This is a genomic window from Metabacillus sp. KJ11-3 (assembly GCF_055808295.1).
Genome location: NZ_CM147865.1, coordinates 2,555,938 through 2,572,683, shown reverse-complemented (window position 1 = coordinate 2,572,683; position 16,746 = coordinate 2,555,938). Strand labels below are relative to the sequence as shown.

The window sequence follows — 16,746 nt, the reverse complement described above, 5'->3', positions numbered from 1 at the left end:
CTCTACCTTCAAACACCCTGAAAAAAATCAGGGTGTTTTTTCTATAAGAAATTAAAAAATAAATAAGATTATAGGAGTGGTTGGGCATGTCAAACGTATTAACGATGAACCAGCTTACGAATGAGGAAATTCACTCAATCTTAAACGATGCAGAACAATATAAATTAGGGAATGGTTGGAGGCCGTCAGATACAGTTTTTGTCTCAAACTTATTTTTTGAGCCAAGTACTCGAACAAGATTCAGTTTTGAAGTAGCTGAAAAGAAATTAGGACTTCAAGTATTGAATTTTACAGCAGAGCATTCAAGTGTTCAAAAAGGTGAAACCTTGTATGATACTGTAAAAACTCTAGAATCCATTGGTGCAAATGCCGTGGTAATTAGACATCAGCAAGATCACTTTTTTGAGAATTTGATTGACAAAGTATCAATTCCAATTATAAATGCAGGAGACGGTTGTGGTCATCATCCAACCCAATCATTGTTAGATCTACTTACAATAAAGCAAGAATTTGGTCATTTTGAAGGTTTGACAGTATCAATACATGGCGATATAAGACATAGCCGTGTTGCAAGATCTAATGCAGAAGTTTTGACAAGATTGGGAGCAAAGGTGCTTTTCTCCGGCCCAAGTAAATGGCAAGATTCAACAAACACCTATGGTGAATATGTCGATGTTCATACTGCAATCCAAGAATCAGATGTTGTGATGCTTCTAAGAATTCAGCATGAAAGACATGAAGAAAAAGATCAAGCAAAAGATTACTTGTATGAATTTGGATTAACAAAAGAAAGAGAAAAACTTATGAAGAAGCATGCGATTATCATGCACCCGGCACCTGTCAATCGTGGAGTTGAAATTGATGGAGATTTGATAGAATGTGAGCGATCAAGAATCTTTAAACAGATGGAAAATGGTGTTTTCGCTAGAATGGCAGTTTTAAAGAGAGCTTTACAACAAATTGAGCAAAATCAGGAGGTAATGAAACATGTTATTTGTTCTTAAAAATGGGTTAATTTTAGATGAGCTTGGTGAGTTGAAAAAGTCTGATGTAAAGGTGGAAGACGGTAAGATTATTGAAATTGGAGAAAAACTCTCAACAGATGGTTGTGAAATCATTTCAGTTGACGGGCAATTCATTTCAGCTGGTTTTATCGACCTGCACGTCCATTTAAGAGAGCCGGGCGGTGAACACAAAGAAACAATTGCTACAGGTACACGAAGTGCTGCTAGAGGCGGATTTACTACAATCGCACCAATGCCAAATACCCGTCCTGTTCCTGATACAAAGGAGCAGATGGAGTGGTTACAAAATCGTATTAAAGAAACTGCTGTTGTTAAAGTCTTACCTTACGCATCAATCACAACGAGACAGCTTGGTGAAGAATTAACAAACTTTAAAAGTATAAAAGAAGCAGGGGCATTTGCCTTTACTGATGATGGTGTAGGGGTACAATCCGCCGGAAAAATGCTTGAAGCAATGAAACTAGCAGCTTCAATCGGTGCATCGATTGTTGCACACTGTGAGGAAAATACGTTAATTAATAAAGGGTCAGTACATGAAGGTGAATTTTCTAAAAAACATGGTATTAATGGAATTCCTTCTGTATGTGAGTCTGTACATATCGCAAGGGATATTCTTCTTGCGGAAGCTGCAGGCTGTCACTATCATGTGTGCCATATCAGTACAAAAGAATCTGTACGGGTTGTAAGAGATGCAAAACGTGCTGGCATAAATGTAACAGCTGAAGTAACACCACATCATTTATTATTATGTGAAGATGATATACCAGGACTTGATCCGAACTTTAAAATGAACCCTCCTCTAAGAGGAAAAGCAGATCAAGAAGCTTTAATTGAAGGTCTATTAGATGGAACAATTGATTTCATCGCAACAGATCATGCACCACACGCAGCAGAAGAAAAAGCAGAAGGTATGCAGTTAGCACCGTTTGGAATTGTCGGATTAGAAACAGCATTTCCGTTACTATATACACACTTCGTGTTAACAAAGAAATTCACACTAAAACAACTAGTTGATTTCTTAACAATTGAGCCTGCAAAAGCATTTGGTTTAACTGGAGGAGTACTTAATGTTGGAGAAACAGCTGATATTACAGTGGTAGATTTAGAAACAGAAGCAGCAATTGACCCAAGTGAATTTTTATCAAAAGGAAAGAACACACCATTCACAGGCTGGAATTGTAAAGGGTGGCCAACATTAACAATCGTAGATGGAAACATTGTATGGGAAAAGGGAGGCATCACAGTATGAAAAGACAACTAATCTTAGAAGATGGAACAGTATTTTTAGGTGAAGCATTTGGAAGTGATAAAGAAAATTTCGGAGAAGTCGTATTTAATACAGGTATGACAGGTTATCAAGAGATTCTTTCAGATCCATCATACTGTGGTCAAATTGTTACACTAACATATCCGTTAATTGGAAACTATGGGATTAATAGAGATGATTTTGAAACAATTACGCCATTTATCAATGGGTTTGTTGTAAAAGAATTTTGTGATTTTCCTTCAAACTGGAGAAGTGAATACACAATCGACGAGTACTTTAAAATGAAAAATATCCCGGGAATTGCCGGAGTTGATACTCGTAAGTTAACAAGAATCATTCGTATGCACGGTACATTAAAAGGTGCGATCGTTTCTGCAGATGCAAATCCGGAAGAAGTTATTAGCAGACTAAAGGGAGCAGAACTTCCTACTAATCAAGTTCAAGTGGTTTCAACAAAAACTGCCTATCCAAGCCCAGGTAGAGGACATCGTGTAGTCTTAGTTGATTTCGGGATGAAGCACGGAATTTTAAGAGAATTAAATAAACGTAACTGTGACGTCGTTGTTGTTCCTCATAATGTAACAGCAGAGGAAGTATTACAACTTAACCCAGATGGAATTATGCTTTCAAACGGTCCTGGAGATCCAAAGGATGTACCTGAAGCAATTGAAATGATTAAAGGTATTTTAGGGAAAGTTCCATTATTCGGAATTTGTTTAGGTCACCAATTATTTGCTTTAGCATGTGGAGCGGATTCAGAAAAAATGAAATTCGGTCACCGTGGATCTAACCATCCGGTAAAAGAATTAAGTACTGGCAAAGTAGATATTACTGCACAAAATCATGGATATACAGTTAAGGAAGATTCAATTAAGGATACAGGATTAGAAGTAACACATGTTGCTTTAAATGACGGAACAGTTGAAGGTCTAAAACATAAACAAGCACCTGCATTTACTGTGCAATACCACCCAGAGGCTTCACCAGGCCCTGAAGATGCGAACGGATTATTTGATCAATTTTTAAATCTGATGATTGAAGCTAATAAGAAGAAAGAAGGGGTTCTATAATGCCAAAACGTACAGACATCAATAAAATTCTTGTTATCGGTTCAGGTCCGATCGTCATCGGTCAAGCAGCAGAGTTTGACTACGCTGGAACACAAGCGTGTATCGCACTAAAAGAAGAGGGATATGAAGTTGTTCTTGTCAACTCAAACCCGGCAACAATTATGACGGATACAGAAATTGCAGATAAAGTATATATTGAGCCCCTTACGGTAGAGTTTTTAAGCAATATTATTCGTAAAGAGCGCCCGGATGCACTTGTTCCAACATTAGGTGGTCAAACAGGTCTTAACATGGCAGTTGAACTTGCTGAATCTGGTGTACTTGAAGAGTGTGGTGTAGAAATCTTAGGAACAAAACTATCAGCGATTAAGCAGGCGGAGGATCGTGATTTATTTAGACAATTAATGAATGAGCTAAATGAGCCGGTACCTGAGAGTGAAATTATCCATAATTTAGATGAGGCATTTGCGTTCGTTAAACAAATTGGTTACCCAGTCATTGTAAGACCAGCTTATACATTGGGCGGAACTGGTGGAGGCATTTGCGAAAACGACGAAGAGCTTGTAGAAATCGTGACGAGCGGGTTAAAAAACAGTCCTGTAACACAGTGTCTTCTTGAAAAGAGTATTGCAGGCTTTAAAGAAATTGAGTATGAAGTAATGCGTGATTCAAATGACCATGCCATCGTTGTATGTAACATGGAAAACTTTGATCCAGTTGGAGTTCATACTGGTGACTCAATCGTTTTTGCACCAAGTCAAACGTTAAGCGATCGCGAATATCAAATGCTACGTAATGTATCATTAAAAATTATCCGTGCTTTAAAAATTGAGGGTGGATGTAATGTTCAGCTAGCACTAGATCCGGATAGCTTTAACTACTACATTATTGAGGTTAATCCTCGTGTAAGTAGATCATCAGCGTTAGCTTCTAAAGCAACTGGTTACCCAATTGCTAAACTTGCTGCAAAAATTGCTGTCGGTTTAACTCTAGATGAAATGAAAAACCCAGTTACAGGTAGAACATATGCATGTTTTGAGCCTGCATTAGACTACATTGTTTCTAAAATCCCTCGTTGGCCATTTGATAAGTTTGAGTCTGCAAACCGTCGCTTAGGTACTCAAATGAAAGCAACTGGTGAAGTAATGGCTATAGGACGTACTCTTGAAGAATCACTGTTAAAAGCAGTTCGCTCTTTAGAATCAGATGTAGATTATCTACGATTAAACGATTCAGATCAACTTACGGATGAGCTCATTGAAAAACGTATTCGTAAAGCTGGAGATGAGAGATTATTTTACATCGGTGAAGCATTAAGAAGAGGTGTAAGTAAAGAAACGATTCATGAATGGAGTAAAATTGACTTATTCTTCTTAATGAAAATTGAAAAAATCATTTCGTTTGAACAGAAACTTAAAGAAAATCCTTATGAATTAACAACATTACAAAAAGCTAAAGAAATGGGCTTTGCAGATTCTGAGATTGCTAAGCTATGGAATACAAATGATCGCGAAGTTTACGAGTTAAGAAAACAAGCGGATATTATCCCGGTTTATAAAATGGTTGATACATGTGCTGCGGAATTCGAATCGGCAACACCTTACTTCTACGGATCTTATGAGGATGAGAACGAATCTCTTGTTACTGAGCGTGAAAGTGTCGTTGTTCTTGGATCAGGTCCAATTCGAATTGGCCAAGGTGTGGAGTTTGATTATGCTACAGTACACTCTGTTTGGGCGATAAAAGAAGCTGGATATGAAGCTATTATTGTAAATAACAACCCGGAAACAGTTTCAACAGATTTCAGTATTTCAGATAAGCTTTATTTTGAACCATTAACAATCGAAGATGTTATGCATATTATCGATTTAGAAAAACCAAAGGGTGTAGTTGTCCAATTCGGTGGGCAAACAGCTATAAATCTTGCTGATGAGTTAGAAGCTAGAGGCGTGAAAATCCTTGGAACATCTCTTGAGGATTTAGATCGTGCTGAGGATCGGGATAAATTTGAGCACACTTTAGCAACACTAGGTGTACCACAGCCACTTGGAAAAACAGCAACATCAGTAGAACAAGCTGTTAAGATTGCCAACAGCATTGGCTATCCGGTATTAGTAAGACCATCATATGTACTCGGTGGACGTGCGATGGAAATCGTATACCAGGAGGCTGAGCTTTTACACTACATGAACAATGCAGTGAAAATTAACCCGCAGCACCCTGTTTTGATCGATAAATATTTAACAGGTAAAGAAATTGAAGTTGATGCAATTTCCGATGGAGAAACAGTTCTTATTCCTGGAATTATGGAACATATTGAACGCGCTGGTGTTCACTCTGGAGATTCGATCGCTGTGTATCCTCCACAATCTTTATCTGAGGAAATCAAAAACAGCATTATTGATTACACAATCAAGCTTGCAAAAGGCTTAAATATTGTTGGGTTGTTAAATATCCAATTTGTACTCTCAAAAGGTGAAGTTTATGTCCTTGAAGTAAACCCTCGTTCAAGCCGAACTGTTCCATTCCTAAGCAAGATTACAGGAGTGCCAATGGCAAACTTAGCAACAAAAGTCATTCTTGGTGCGAAATTAACAGAACTTGGGTATGATACAGGCCTACATCCTGAGAGTGAAGGTGTTTATGTAAAAGCTCCTGTCTTCTCATTTGCGAAATTACGCAGAGTTGATATCACATTAGGACCTGAAATGAAATCAACCGGAGAGGTAATGGGTAAAGATGTAACTCTTGAAAAAGCTCTTTATAAAGCACTAGTTGCATCTGGAATTCAAATTAAGAATCATGGATCTGTGTTATTAACAGTTGCGGATAAAGATAAAGAAGAAGGTTTGGAGATTGCAAGAAGGTTCCATCAAATCGGATATCAAATCCTTGCGACAAGTGGAACTGCTGATTATTTAAGAACCTATAATATCCCAGCGAAAGTAGTCAATAAGATTGGTGCAGATGAACCGAATTTACTTGATGTTATTCGCAAAGGTGAGGCGCAATTTGTCATTAATACATTAACAAAAGGAAAGCAACCTGCCAGAGATGGATTTAAAATTCGCCGTGAATCTGTAGAAAATGGTATTCCTTGCTTAACTTCATTAGATACAGCTGTAGCCATTTTACGAGTATTAGAATCTATGACATTCTCAACAGATACAATGCCTAAGATCAAGAAGCAACTAGAGGTGAGCTTAACGTGATAAAAAAAGAACTCATGGTCGTGACAAAGCATGAAAAAATAGCGGAACATATTTTTCAGCTAACACTGCAAGGTGAATTAGTTTCAGAAATGGGTAATCCTGGTCAGTTTGTACACTTAAAGGTATCAGAAGGAACAACACCTCTTTTAAGAAGACCAATTAGTATTTCTGAAATCAATAAAGAGAAAAAACAATTTACTATGATCTATAGAGCAGAAGGGGCTGGCACTCAGCTCCTTTCTCAAAAGGTCGTAGAAAATGTAGTGGATGTTTTAGGACCTTTAGGGAATGGATTTCCGATTGAGCAGGTTGAGAGCGGTCAGACAGCTTTATTAGTTGGAGGCGGAATTGGTGTACCACCATTGCTTGAGCTTTCAAGACAATTAGTAGCAAAAGGTGTAAAAGTGCAACATGTACTAGGTTTCCAATCTGAAAATGCTGTATTTTTAGAGGGAGAGCTCTCCAACCTTGGAAAAACAATTGTCACAACTGATGATGGTTCTTTTGGGTATAAAGGCTTTGTAACAGATGCAATCAAAGATCACGACATGCAGTTCGATACAATGTTTTCATGCGGGCCAACTCCAATGTTAAGAGCATTAGAAAAACTTCATGGTCATAAACCACTATTTCTTTCACTAGAAGAAAGAATGGGTTGTGGCGTTGGAGCTTGTTTCGCATGTGTATGTCACACGGGTGATGATCCAACTGGAACCAGCTACAAAAAAGTTTGTAGTGATGGACCTGTGTTTAAAGCTGGAGAGGTGGTTTTATAACATGTTAGATATTAACTTACCTGGATTATCACTAAAGAACCCTATTATGCCAGCATCCGGATGTTTTGGCTTTGGGAGAGAATACAGCAACTTTTATGATTTAAGCCAGCTTGGCTCAATTATGATAAAAGCTAGTACACAGGAGCCTCGTTTTGGTAACCCTACTCCACGTGTAGCAGAAACAGAAGCTGGAATGTTAAACGCAATTGGTCTGCAAAATCCCGGTGTAGAAAAAGTCATTTCTGAAGAATTAGCCTGGCTTGAGCAGTACGATGTTCCAATCATTGCAAATGTTGCAGGTTCTCAAATTGAGGACTACGTCTATGTAGCCGACAAAATCAGTCATGCACAAAATGTTCATGCTCTTGAATTAAATATTTCATGTCCAAATGTAAAAACGGGTGGTATTGCATTTGGAACAATTCCAGAGGTTGCAGCACAGCTTACAAAAGCTGTGAAGAACGTATCAGCTGTCCCCGTATATGTAAAGCTGTCCCCGAATGTATCAAACATCGTTGAAATGGCCAAAGCAATTGAGCAAGCAGGTGCGGATGGCTTAACGATGATCAATACACTTATTGGAATGAGACTTGATCTAAAAACAGGCAAGCCTGTTATTGCGAATAAAACAGGTGGATTATCTGGTCCTGCTATTAAGCCGGTTGCCATTCGTATGATCTATGAAGTGAGCCAGGCAGTGAACATTCCGATTATTGGGATGGGCGGCGTTCAAAATGTAGACGATGTAATTGAATTTTTATATGCAGGTGCAAGTGCTGTTGCAGTTGGTACGGCAAACTTTGTTAATCCTTTTGTTTGTCCTGAAATCATCGAGCAATTGCCATCGAGATTACATGAGTTAGGTTTTCAACATGTAACGGAATGTATCGGAAGGAGTTGGAAGGTAAATGGACAGACCCCTCATTATAGCTCTTGATTTTCAAGACCGACAAGAAGTTGAAACGTTTTTAAAGAAGTTTGAAGATGAAAAGCTATACGTGAAAGTAGGGATGGAGCTATTCTATCAAGAAGGCCCATCAATTATCTCACATATAAAACAATTGGGACATAAGATCTTTCTTGATTTGAAACTCCATGATATTCCAAATACTGTCAAGCAGGCGATGCACGGATTAGCTAAACTTGATGTTGATTTAGTCAATGTTCATGCAGCTGGCGGTAAAAAGATGATGCAGGCAGCAATTGAAGGCTTAGAAGCCGGAACACCTGAAGGTAAGAAGCGTCCTGCTTGTATCGCTGTAACCCAATTAACAAGTACTTCTCAATCAATGGTAGATGAAGAGCTTCTTATTAAAGGTGATATTAATGAAGTTGTTCTTCATTATGCTCAAAATGCAAAAGAAAGTGGGCTAGAGGGAGTTGTTTGTTCAACACATGAGGTAGAATCTCTTAATCAAAACTTAGGAACTTCATTTATGACAGTTACTCCAGGTATTCGAATGAAAGATGATTCATCAGATGATCAAACTAGAATAGCAACACCAGGTCAGGCGCGTCGTCTAGGATCAACAGCCATTGTCGTTGGAAGAAGTATAACAAAGGCTGAGAATCCTTATAAAGCCTATTTGAATGTAAAAAAAGCTTGGGAGGAAATCGGGGAATGAAACAAACAATCGCAAAACACTTACTAGAAATCAAGGCAGTATATCTCCAACCAAACGATCCATTTACATGGTCCAGTGGGTTAAAATCACCAATTTACTGTGATAATCGCCTCACATTATCATTCCCTTCTATTCGTACAGACATAGCAGAAGGCCTTTCAGCTTTGATTAAAGATTATTACCCAGAGGTAGAAGTTGTAGCAGGTACAGCTACAGCGGGGATCCCACATGCAGCATGGGTAAGTAATAAATTGAATTTACCGATGTGTTATGTACGTAGTAAAGCAAAAGGACATGGAAAAGGAAATCAAATAGAAGGTAAGGTTTCTGAAAACCAAAAAGTTGTAGTGGTAGAAGATTTAATTTCAACAGGCGGTAGTGCTATTACAGCAGTGGAAGCTCTTCGTGCTGCAGGCTGTGATGTACTTGGGGTTGTATCGATTTTTACATATGATCTTGCCCTTGGAAAATCAAAGCTTAATGAAGCAAGTATAAAAACCACTCATTATGTGATTACGATACACTTGTGGAAGTTGCTGCAAAAGAAGGATATGTAACAGAACAGGATATTAATAAGTTGAAGATGTGGAGAGAAAATCCAGCATCTGAAAAATGGCTTGAAGGTTAAAAGCAAATAATAACTCAAAAAGCGTTTTGTTGATACTAACAAAACGCTTTTTGAGTTATTAAAAATATTAATCCGATCAAGAAACTCGGGTTGACATTTATTTAAATTATGCTAAAATTTTGAATTAATATGACAGATTATATTTATTCATAGTAATCGTACAGGTTATTTGACTGAAGTCTTATTAACTAGCATTTAATGGAGTTTTACTAAAAATAAAAATATTTTAATTTCACCATGCAAATGTATTGTCAAATCACAGATTAAGTGTATAATTCATACTATGTTGATAGGTTTTACACTTAATCCCGAGTATTAACGTATGAATAAAGGGTATTTAAATCCGAGTTTAATAGTATGGAAGAAAGAGGTGAATCGTATGTTAACATATGAAAACTGGTCAGAACCAAGAAATGATTTTGAAGTTGATGAAACATATAAAGGTGCTTTAAATGTTATAAACTGGGCTTACGACCATTACGGTGAAGAGGTTGTCTATGCATGTAGCTTTGGTATTGAAGGAATCGTTTTAATAGATTTAATTTCAAAGGTAAAACCTGATGCCAAAATTGTTTTCCTTGATACAGATGTTCACTTTAAGGAAACATATGAACTTATTGATAAAGTAAAAGAAAAGTATCCATCATTGAATATTGAGTTAAAGAAACCTGAATTAACATTGGAAGAACAAGCTGAGCAATTTGGCGACAAATTGTGGGAAACGAATCCTAATCAGTGCTGTAATATCCGAAAAATTGTTCCGTTAACTGCTACTTTAAACGGCGCGACAGCTTGGATATCAGGTTTGAGACGTGAACAGTCTGAGACAAGAAAACATGTAAATTATATTAATAAGGATGATCGCTTTCATTCAGTAAAGATTTGCCCACTCATTCATTGGACATGGAAAGATGTATGGAGATACGTTCATAAAAACGATCTAACATATAATCCATTACATGACAGAGGTTACCCTAGTATTGGTTGTTTTCATTGCACGAAGCCGGCATATGATGAAAATGATTTAAGATCAGGAAGATGGTCAGGGCAAATGAAAACAGAATGCGGCCTCCACCAGTAGGAGGATAAATAAATGTTAGAGATCATTGCCATCATAATCAGCTTCTTTTTTGCAATGAATATTGGTGCCAGTGGCGCTGCTGCCTCAATGGGTGTTGCATATGGATCAGGAGCAATTGTGCGACCAAGAAATGCTTTAATTTTATGCGGAATAGGTGTCATATTAGGAGCTGTTATTGGCGGTGGAGAAGTTGTTAAAACAATTAGCGGGGGAATCATTCCTTCCTCACTAATTTCGATAAAACTGGTTATTATAATCCTTTTTTCAGCAACCTTCTCCTTGTTTTTATCAAATCTATTAGGTATTCCGCTATCTACAAGTGAAGTTACCGTAGGAGCAGTTGTAGGTGTGGGAATAGCCTATCAGGCGTTATTTGTGAATAATTTACTTTACATCGTTATGTTTTGGTTTATTGTTCCTATCTTCGCTTTTGTTATCGCCTATATATTTATCATGATACTTCATAAATTTAAGCTTAATGAAAAGTATAATTTTCAAGGAAAGCTGATTACTTATTTGCTAATATTTGCAGGGTTTTTTGAGGCCTTCTCAGCGGGAATGAACAACGTGGCAAATGCTGTCGGACCATTAGTAAGTGCCGGTATTCTAACAGTTTCAAAAGGGACCTTATATGGTGGAATCTTTGTTGCTCTTGGTGCATTATTTTTAGGCCGTCGTGTTCTTGAAACAAATGGAAAAAAGATCACGAGTTTTTCTAAAATTGAGGGTGTGTTAATATCAGGTACAGGAGCTACATTAGTTACGATCGCATCCATTTTCGGAATTCCAGTCCCGCTCACTCAAATTACAACTTCCTCTATATTAGGAATTGGAATTGCAAAATCAGGTACAAATGTCCTTCAACAAAAAGTTGTTAAAAATATGTTGATGGTTTGGCTAATTTCCCCACTTGTTTCACTAACAATGTCTTATTTTTTAGTGAAATTGTTTTTAGAAAGTGACTTATATACAATCTTTGTGTTAGGAAGTTTATTACTTGCTACAATAGGCGCAAATAGTCTTATGAAGGCAAGTAAACAGGAAAAACGTACCGTTCATGAAGAGGGCGGGGGAATTTAATAATTCAATCCCTATTATTCGCATTGGTTTTGTCTTGATAGGGAGACGAATTTATTTTTCAAACAAAATATTACAATTGAATTTGGAGGAATTGAAAAATGAGCTTACTTCCACATGGAGGAACTTTAATTCAGAAATTATCTATTGGAACCGATGTGTCACATATTCAAAACGAAATTGAAATTGATGCCATTTCACTTAGTGATCTTGAACTTATTGCAATTGGTGGATACAGTCCAATTGAAGGATTTTTAACTCAAGAAGATTATGAATCTGTTGTTGAGAATATGAAATTGAAAAATGGTGTTGTCTGGAGCATACCAATTACGTTACCTGTAACAGAGGAAAAAGCAGCAACACTTTCAATCGGTGAGGAAGTTCGCCTTGTGTCAAACCAAGTTACATATGGCACAATTAACATTTCGGATATTTTTACACCTGATAAACAAAAGGAAGCTGTGAATGTTTATCGTACAGATGATTTAGCACATCCTGGTGTGAAAAAAATGTTTGAACGTGGAAATGTATATGTAGGTGGAGAAATCACACTTGTGAATCGTCCTGAGAAAAAATTTGCTGATTTCTATTTAGATCCAAAAGAATCTCGAGCAAAATTTGAAGAATTAAACTGGAAAACAATTGTTGGATTCCAAACACGTAATCCTGTTCACCGTGCACACGAATATATTCAAAAAACTGCATTGGAAACAGTTGATGGTTTATTTTTAAATCCATTAGTAGGAGAAACAAAATCTGATGACATTCCTGCGCATATCCGTATGGAGAGCTATCAAGTATTGTTAAAGAATTATTACCCTGAAGATCGTGTACACCTTGCAGTTTTCCCGGCTGCAATGCGCTATGCAGGACCACGTGAAGCTGTTTTCCATGCACTAGTTCGTAAAAACTATGGTTGCACACACTTTATTGTTGGTAGAGACCATGCAGGTGTTGGCGATTACTATGGAACATATGATGCTCAAAAGATCTTCTCAAACTTTACAGCTGATGAACTGGGAATTACACCGATGTTCTTTGAACATAGCTTCTATTGCATAAAATGTGAAGGTATGGCTTCATCTAAAACATGTCCACATGGTAAAGAAGATCGTGTTATTCTATCGGGCACAAAAGTTCGCGAAATGCTAAGAAATGGAGAACTGCCTCCAAGCACTTTCAGTCGTAAAGAAGTTGTAGAAGTTTTAATTAGAGGAATGAGAGAGACGGTTAATTCTTAAAAAGGAGGTCATTTAGCATGACAGCGAATAATATTGTGTGGCATGATGCATCTGTAACAAAAGAAGAAAGAAGAGAAAAGAATAAATACCAAAGCTATGTTTTATGGTTTACTGGTCTTTCAGGATCTGGAAAGTCAACATTAGCTAATGCACTTGCAAGATACTTGTATGAATCAAACATTCAGGCATATGTTCTTGATGGCGATAATATCCGTCATGGATTAAATAAAGACTTAGGTTTTACAGATGATGATCGAAAAGAAAATATTCGCCGTATCGGTGAAGTATCCAAGCTTTTTGTAGACAGTGGCCAAATCGTGCTAACTGCATTTATTTCACCATTTCGTGAAGACAGACAACAAGTAAAAGACATTCTTTCTGATAATGAATTTTTTGAAGTTTATGTTAAATGCTCACTAGATGAATGTGAAGTACGTGATCCAAAGGGCTTATACAAAAAAGCGAGAAATAATGAAATTAAGCATTTCACAGGTATAGATTCACCATATGAGGAGCCGGTAAATCCTGCAATAACTGTTGATACTGAATCTCAAGATATAGAAGCATCTGTAAAGCAAATTGTCAATTTTTTATTAGAAAAAGGCTTAATTCAAAATTAATATGTTAATGATAATAGCAATTGGCTGAGGCCAATTGCTATTACTTTCATTTACGTTAAAAAATATCTTGCTTTTCAGTAAAAAGATGGGGGAGCTTTCATGTCAAAGGTTTTTTTAGTTGGAGCAGGACCTGGTGATGAGGAATTATTAACGATTAAAGCTCTAAAATGCATTCAACAATCAGATGTGATTTTATATGATCGATTAGTAAACAAGGAAATTCTTAAACATGCAAAAAAAGATTGTGAGCTTGTATATTGTGGGAAGCTACCAAACTATCATACAATGAAGCAAGAAACGATTAATTATTGTTTAATCAATTATGCAAAAATGGGTAAGATCGTGACAAGACTTAAAGGTGGAGATCCATTTATTTTTGGACGTGGAGGAGAAGAAGCTGAAGCGTTAAAAAAACATCGTATTCCATATGAAGTCATACCGGGAATTACTTCAGGTGTTGCAGCAGCAGCTTATGCCGGCATTCCAGTTACTCATCGGGATTTAAGTGCAAGTGTTGCTTTTGTTACGGGGCATAAAAAACAAGGTAATGATGAAGAAATGAAATGGGAATCATTAGCCAAGGGAATCGATACAATCGCTATTTATATGGGTGTTGGTAATTTGCCATATATTCAGGAACAGCTTATTAAACATGGAAGAAATAGACATACCCCTGTTGCAGTTATTCACTGGGGAACAACAAATGCTCAAAAAACTGTAACAGGAACTCTTGAGGATATTTATGATCAAGTTATCAAACAAAAAGTTACAAATCCCAGTATGATTATTGTCGGTGAAGTTGTTTCTCTAAGAGAACATCTCAGTTGGTATGAGAATATGATCTCAGAATATGAACAAAGTGAGGCTCTAATGCTATGAAGCAAGCTGTTTTATATGTTTGTCATGGAAGCCGAGTTCCTAAAGCTCGCAAGGAGGCAGTTGAATTTATCGAAAAGGTTAAACCTAGAATTCATGCACAAATTCAAGAGGTATGTTTTCTGGAATTAGCTGAACCATCGATTGAAAAGGGCTTTAAAACATGTGTGGAGCAGGGTGCTACAACTATTGCCGTTATTCCGCTATTATTATTAACAGCTGCACATGCTAAAAGTGATATTCCTGTAGAAGTTGCCCATGTATCAGCAGCATTTCCGAATGTACATGTTACGTACGGTAAACCGATAGGAGTAGATCCGCTCCTTGCTGATATGCTAATGGACAAGGTGAATGAAAAATCCCCCATAAAGAATTCTTCCATTGCTATTCTTGTTGGTAGAGGAAGTAGTGATAAAGACGTTGTCCGGGACTTAAACAAAATATCTTCTTATTTACAAGAAAGTTCAGAAATAAAAAAAGTATACACTTGTTTCTTAACAGCCGCAGAACCACGTTTTAAGAAAATGATTGAGGATATTCATCAATCAAAAGAGCAATCAATTTTTATTATTCCGTATTTAATTTTTACTGGCTTATTAAAAAAAGAGATCGATCATACAATAAAAGCATTTGATTGGGCCGAGCGTCATATCGAAGTTTGTTCCTATCTTGGACCACACCCAATTCTTCTGGATCTTTTTACAAAGCGTGTACTAGAAGCAATTGACAATCGTGATGGATCATATACTTTTAAAGGGGAGAAGTAGAATGCTGCCTCTTCACATTGATGTAAACAATCGTCAAGTTTTAGTTATTGGTGGAGGGAAAATTGCTTATCGACGTCTTCTATTATTTTTAGATGAAGGAGCAAATATAACTGTAATTAGCCCTGAAATTATTAATGATATAGAAGATTTAAGTCAAAAAAAGCAAATTTTATGGAAGCAAAAAAAGGTCGAACTTTCAGATTTACAGCAAGCATTTATTATTGTTGCTGCTACAAATGACCCTGCCGTAAACGAGTGGGTGTCTGAGAATGTGAATAATCACCAGTTGGTAAATGTAGCAAGTGATATGACGAAAGGGAATTTTATAGTACCTAAGTCAGTGAAAAAGGGGAGACTTTCCATTTCAGTTTCAACAAATGGAGCTAGTCCAAAGCGGGCAAAAGAAATTTGTGAACATCTATCAAGTCAATTTGACGAAGAATATATTAACGAACTCGATCGGTTATATGATCAAAGACAGCAAAATAAGCAACAAAGATAACGAGGAGATGAATATCACAGATTCATATTCCTCGTTTTTTTTAGATATCATTTTTTAAAGTTTGTAGCTTGATGTCAGTATGATTTGTTTTCTTTTCTTGAACAATGAATACAGCCATAATAACAGCAATAATACCAACATATTGCCATACGCTTAACTTTTCTTGAAAGACGAGGAATCCAATTAAAGTAGCGACTACTGGTTCTACTGTTGCCAGGATTGAGGCTCGACCTGATTCAACACTCTCTAACCCTTTGGTATAGAGCAAAAAGGCTAACAGTGTCGAGAAAAGGCCAAGTCCAATAATTGAAAGCCAAACTTCTAGATTCGTAAAGATAGTTCCAACATGCCAAAGTCCACTAAACGGAGTTATGGCAATAGCAGCAAAAACAAATGTATAGGTTGTCACAGTTACAGATGAATACTTTATAAGGGCAAATTTACCGAAAATACTATATAACGCATAAAAGAAACCTGATCCTAATCCTACTAAAAGACCATAAATAGTTACTGACTCATTTGTGTTTTGGAAAAGTCCAATAACAAGAATACAACCAATAAAGGTAATAAGGAGCGCTAAAATTTTTCTGATTGTAAATAGTTCTTTAAATAAAAATCTAGAGAAAATCATAACAAACGCTGGAGCGGTATACAGGAGTACACTTGATACTGAAATTGAAGTTTCTTTTATTGCCTCAAACATGCACCAATTAAAAAAAACGATACTAATTACACCGGTTCCTACAAAGTATTTGCTGTCAGAAAGTTTAATTTTAATGGCTTCTCTCTTTTTCCAGAAAACAAAGAATAAAAGAAAAATAGAGGCAGATATTGCACGAATCGCAACCACTTGGGTCGGAGAAAAACCAGCTTCATAAAGAAACGTTACAAATAAGCCAATCATACCCCATAATGCTGCACCAGAAAGGATATATACATACGCAAAATTTTTATTCAAATCAAACATCCTTCCTTTTAC

General features: G+C 36.8%; 15 protein-coding genes and 1 pseudogene. 15 read left to right on the top strand and 1 reads right to left on the bottom strand.

The genetic code is table 11. The annotated features are described in order from the left end of the window. Window positions 1-86: 86 nt before the first annotated feature. From AC0L8O_RS13075 to AC0L8O_RS13005, 15 genes and pseudogenes are all read left to right on the top strand, one after another. The gene (locus tag AC0L8O_RS13075; protein WP_078434409.1) at window positions 87-1,004 is read left to right on the top strand and encodes an aspartate carbamoyltransferase catalytic subunit; all 918 of its coding nucleotides are present in this window, start codon (window positions 87-89) and stop codon (window positions 1,002-1,004) included. Then, a complete protein-coding gene (locus tag AC0L8O_RS13070) occupies window positions 988-2,274 on the top strand; it encodes a dihydroorotase (protein ID WP_473448526.1) in 1,287 nt (428 codons plus the stop codon). Before AC0L8O_RS13075 ends, AC0L8O_RS13070 begins: the two co-directional genes overlap by 17 nt. Continuing rightward, entirely contained in the window at window positions 2,271-3,362 is a 1,092-nt protein-coding gene (locus AC0L8O_RS13065; RefSeq protein WP_264143874.1) for a carbamoyl phosphate synthase small subunit, read from the top strand. The genes AC0L8O_RS13070 and AC0L8O_RS13065 overlap by 4 nt, the downstream gene beginning before the upstream one ends. Then, on the top strand, window positions 3,362-6,574 hold the full coding sequence (carB, locus tag AC0L8O_RS13060; RefSeq protein ID WP_264143875.1) for a carbamoyl-phosphate synthase large subunit: 3,213 nt from the start codon (window positions 3,362-3,364) through the stop codon (window positions 6,572-6,574). Before AC0L8O_RS13065 ends, carB begins: the two co-directional genes overlap by 1 nt. Next, a complete protein-coding gene (locus AC0L8O_RS13055) occupies window positions 6,574-7,350 on the top strand; it encodes a dihydroorotate dehydrogenase electron transfer subunit (RefSeq protein WP_473448872.1) in 777 nt (258 codons plus the stop codon). Before carB ends, AC0L8O_RS13055 begins: the two co-directional genes overlap by 1 nt. A gap of 1 nt (window position 7,351) precedes the next feature. Beyond that, a complete protein-coding gene (locus tag AC0L8O_RS13050) occupies window positions 7,352-8,287 on the top strand; it encodes a dihydroorotate dehydrogenase (RefSeq protein WP_078434404.1) in 936 nt (311 codons plus the stop codon). Then, a complete protein-coding gene (gene pyrF / locus AC0L8O_RS13045) occupies window positions 8,259-8,975 on the top strand; it encodes an orotidine-5'-phosphate decarboxylase (protein ID WP_473448521.1) in 717 nt (238 codons plus the stop codon). Before AC0L8O_RS13050 ends, pyrF begins: the two co-directional genes overlap by 29 nt. Then, window positions 8,972-9,603, top strand: a pseudogene (pyrE, locus tag AC0L8O_RS13040) (orotate phosphoribosyltransferase). Before pyrF ends, pyrE begins: the two are co-directional and overlap by 4 nt. 379 nt (window positions 9,604-9,982) lie before the next feature. Further along, window positions 9,983-10,684, top strand: a complete 702-nt coding sequence (locus AC0L8O_RS13035) for a phosphoadenylyl-sulfate reductase (protein ID WP_264143878.1) — start codon at window positions 9,983-9,985, stop codon at window positions 10,682-10,684. A 12-nt stretch (window positions 10,685-10,696) separates the two neighbouring features. Further along, a complete protein-coding gene (locus tag AC0L8O_RS13030; protein WP_264143879.1) occupies window positions 10,697-11,764 on the top strand; it encodes an inorganic phosphate transporter in 1,068 nt (355 codons plus the stop codon). Window positions 11,765-11,862: 98 nt separating this feature from the next. Continuing rightward, on the top strand, window positions 11,863-13,002 hold the full coding sequence (sat, locus tag AC0L8O_RS13025; protein WP_264143880.1) for a sulfate adenylyltransferase: 1,140 nt from the start codon (window positions 11,863-11,865) through the stop codon (window positions 13,000-13,002). Between the two features lie 17 nt (window positions 13,003-13,019). Beyond that, entirely contained in the window at window positions 13,020-13,622 is a 603-nt protein-coding gene (cysC, locus tag AC0L8O_RS13020; protein ID WP_078434398.1) for an adenylyl-sulfate kinase, read from the top strand. Window positions 13,623-13,721: 99 nt separating this feature from the next. Further along, entirely contained in the window at window positions 13,722-14,501 is a 780-nt protein-coding gene (gene cobA / locus AC0L8O_RS13015) for a uroporphyrinogen-III C-methyltransferase (RefSeq protein WP_264143881.1), read from the top strand. Next, window positions 14,498-15,265, top strand: coding sequence for a sirohydrochlorin chelatase (locus AC0L8O_RS13010; protein ID WP_264143882.1), 768 nt, complete (start codon window positions 14,498-14,500; stop codon window positions 15,263-15,265). The genes cobA and AC0L8O_RS13010 overlap by 4 nt, the downstream gene beginning before the upstream one ends. A gap of 1 nt (window position 15,266) precedes the next feature. Next, window positions 15,267-15,767: an NAD(P)-dependent oxidoreductase gene (locus AC0L8O_RS13005; RefSeq protein ID WP_473448514.1), complete on the top strand. Its 501-nt coding sequence runs from the start codon at window positions 15,267-15,269 to the stop codon at window positions 15,765-15,767. A gap of 40 nt (window positions 15,768-15,807) precedes the next feature. On the opposite strand, the gene AC0L8O_RS13000 is transcribed toward AC0L8O_RS13005, so the two are convergent. Then, window positions 15,808-16,725, bottom strand: a complete 918-nt coding sequence (locus AC0L8O_RS13000; RefSeq protein WP_473448511.1) for a DMT family transporter — start codon at window positions 16,723-16,725, stop codon at window positions 15,808-15,810. Window positions 16,726-16,746: the final 21 nt, after the last annotated feature.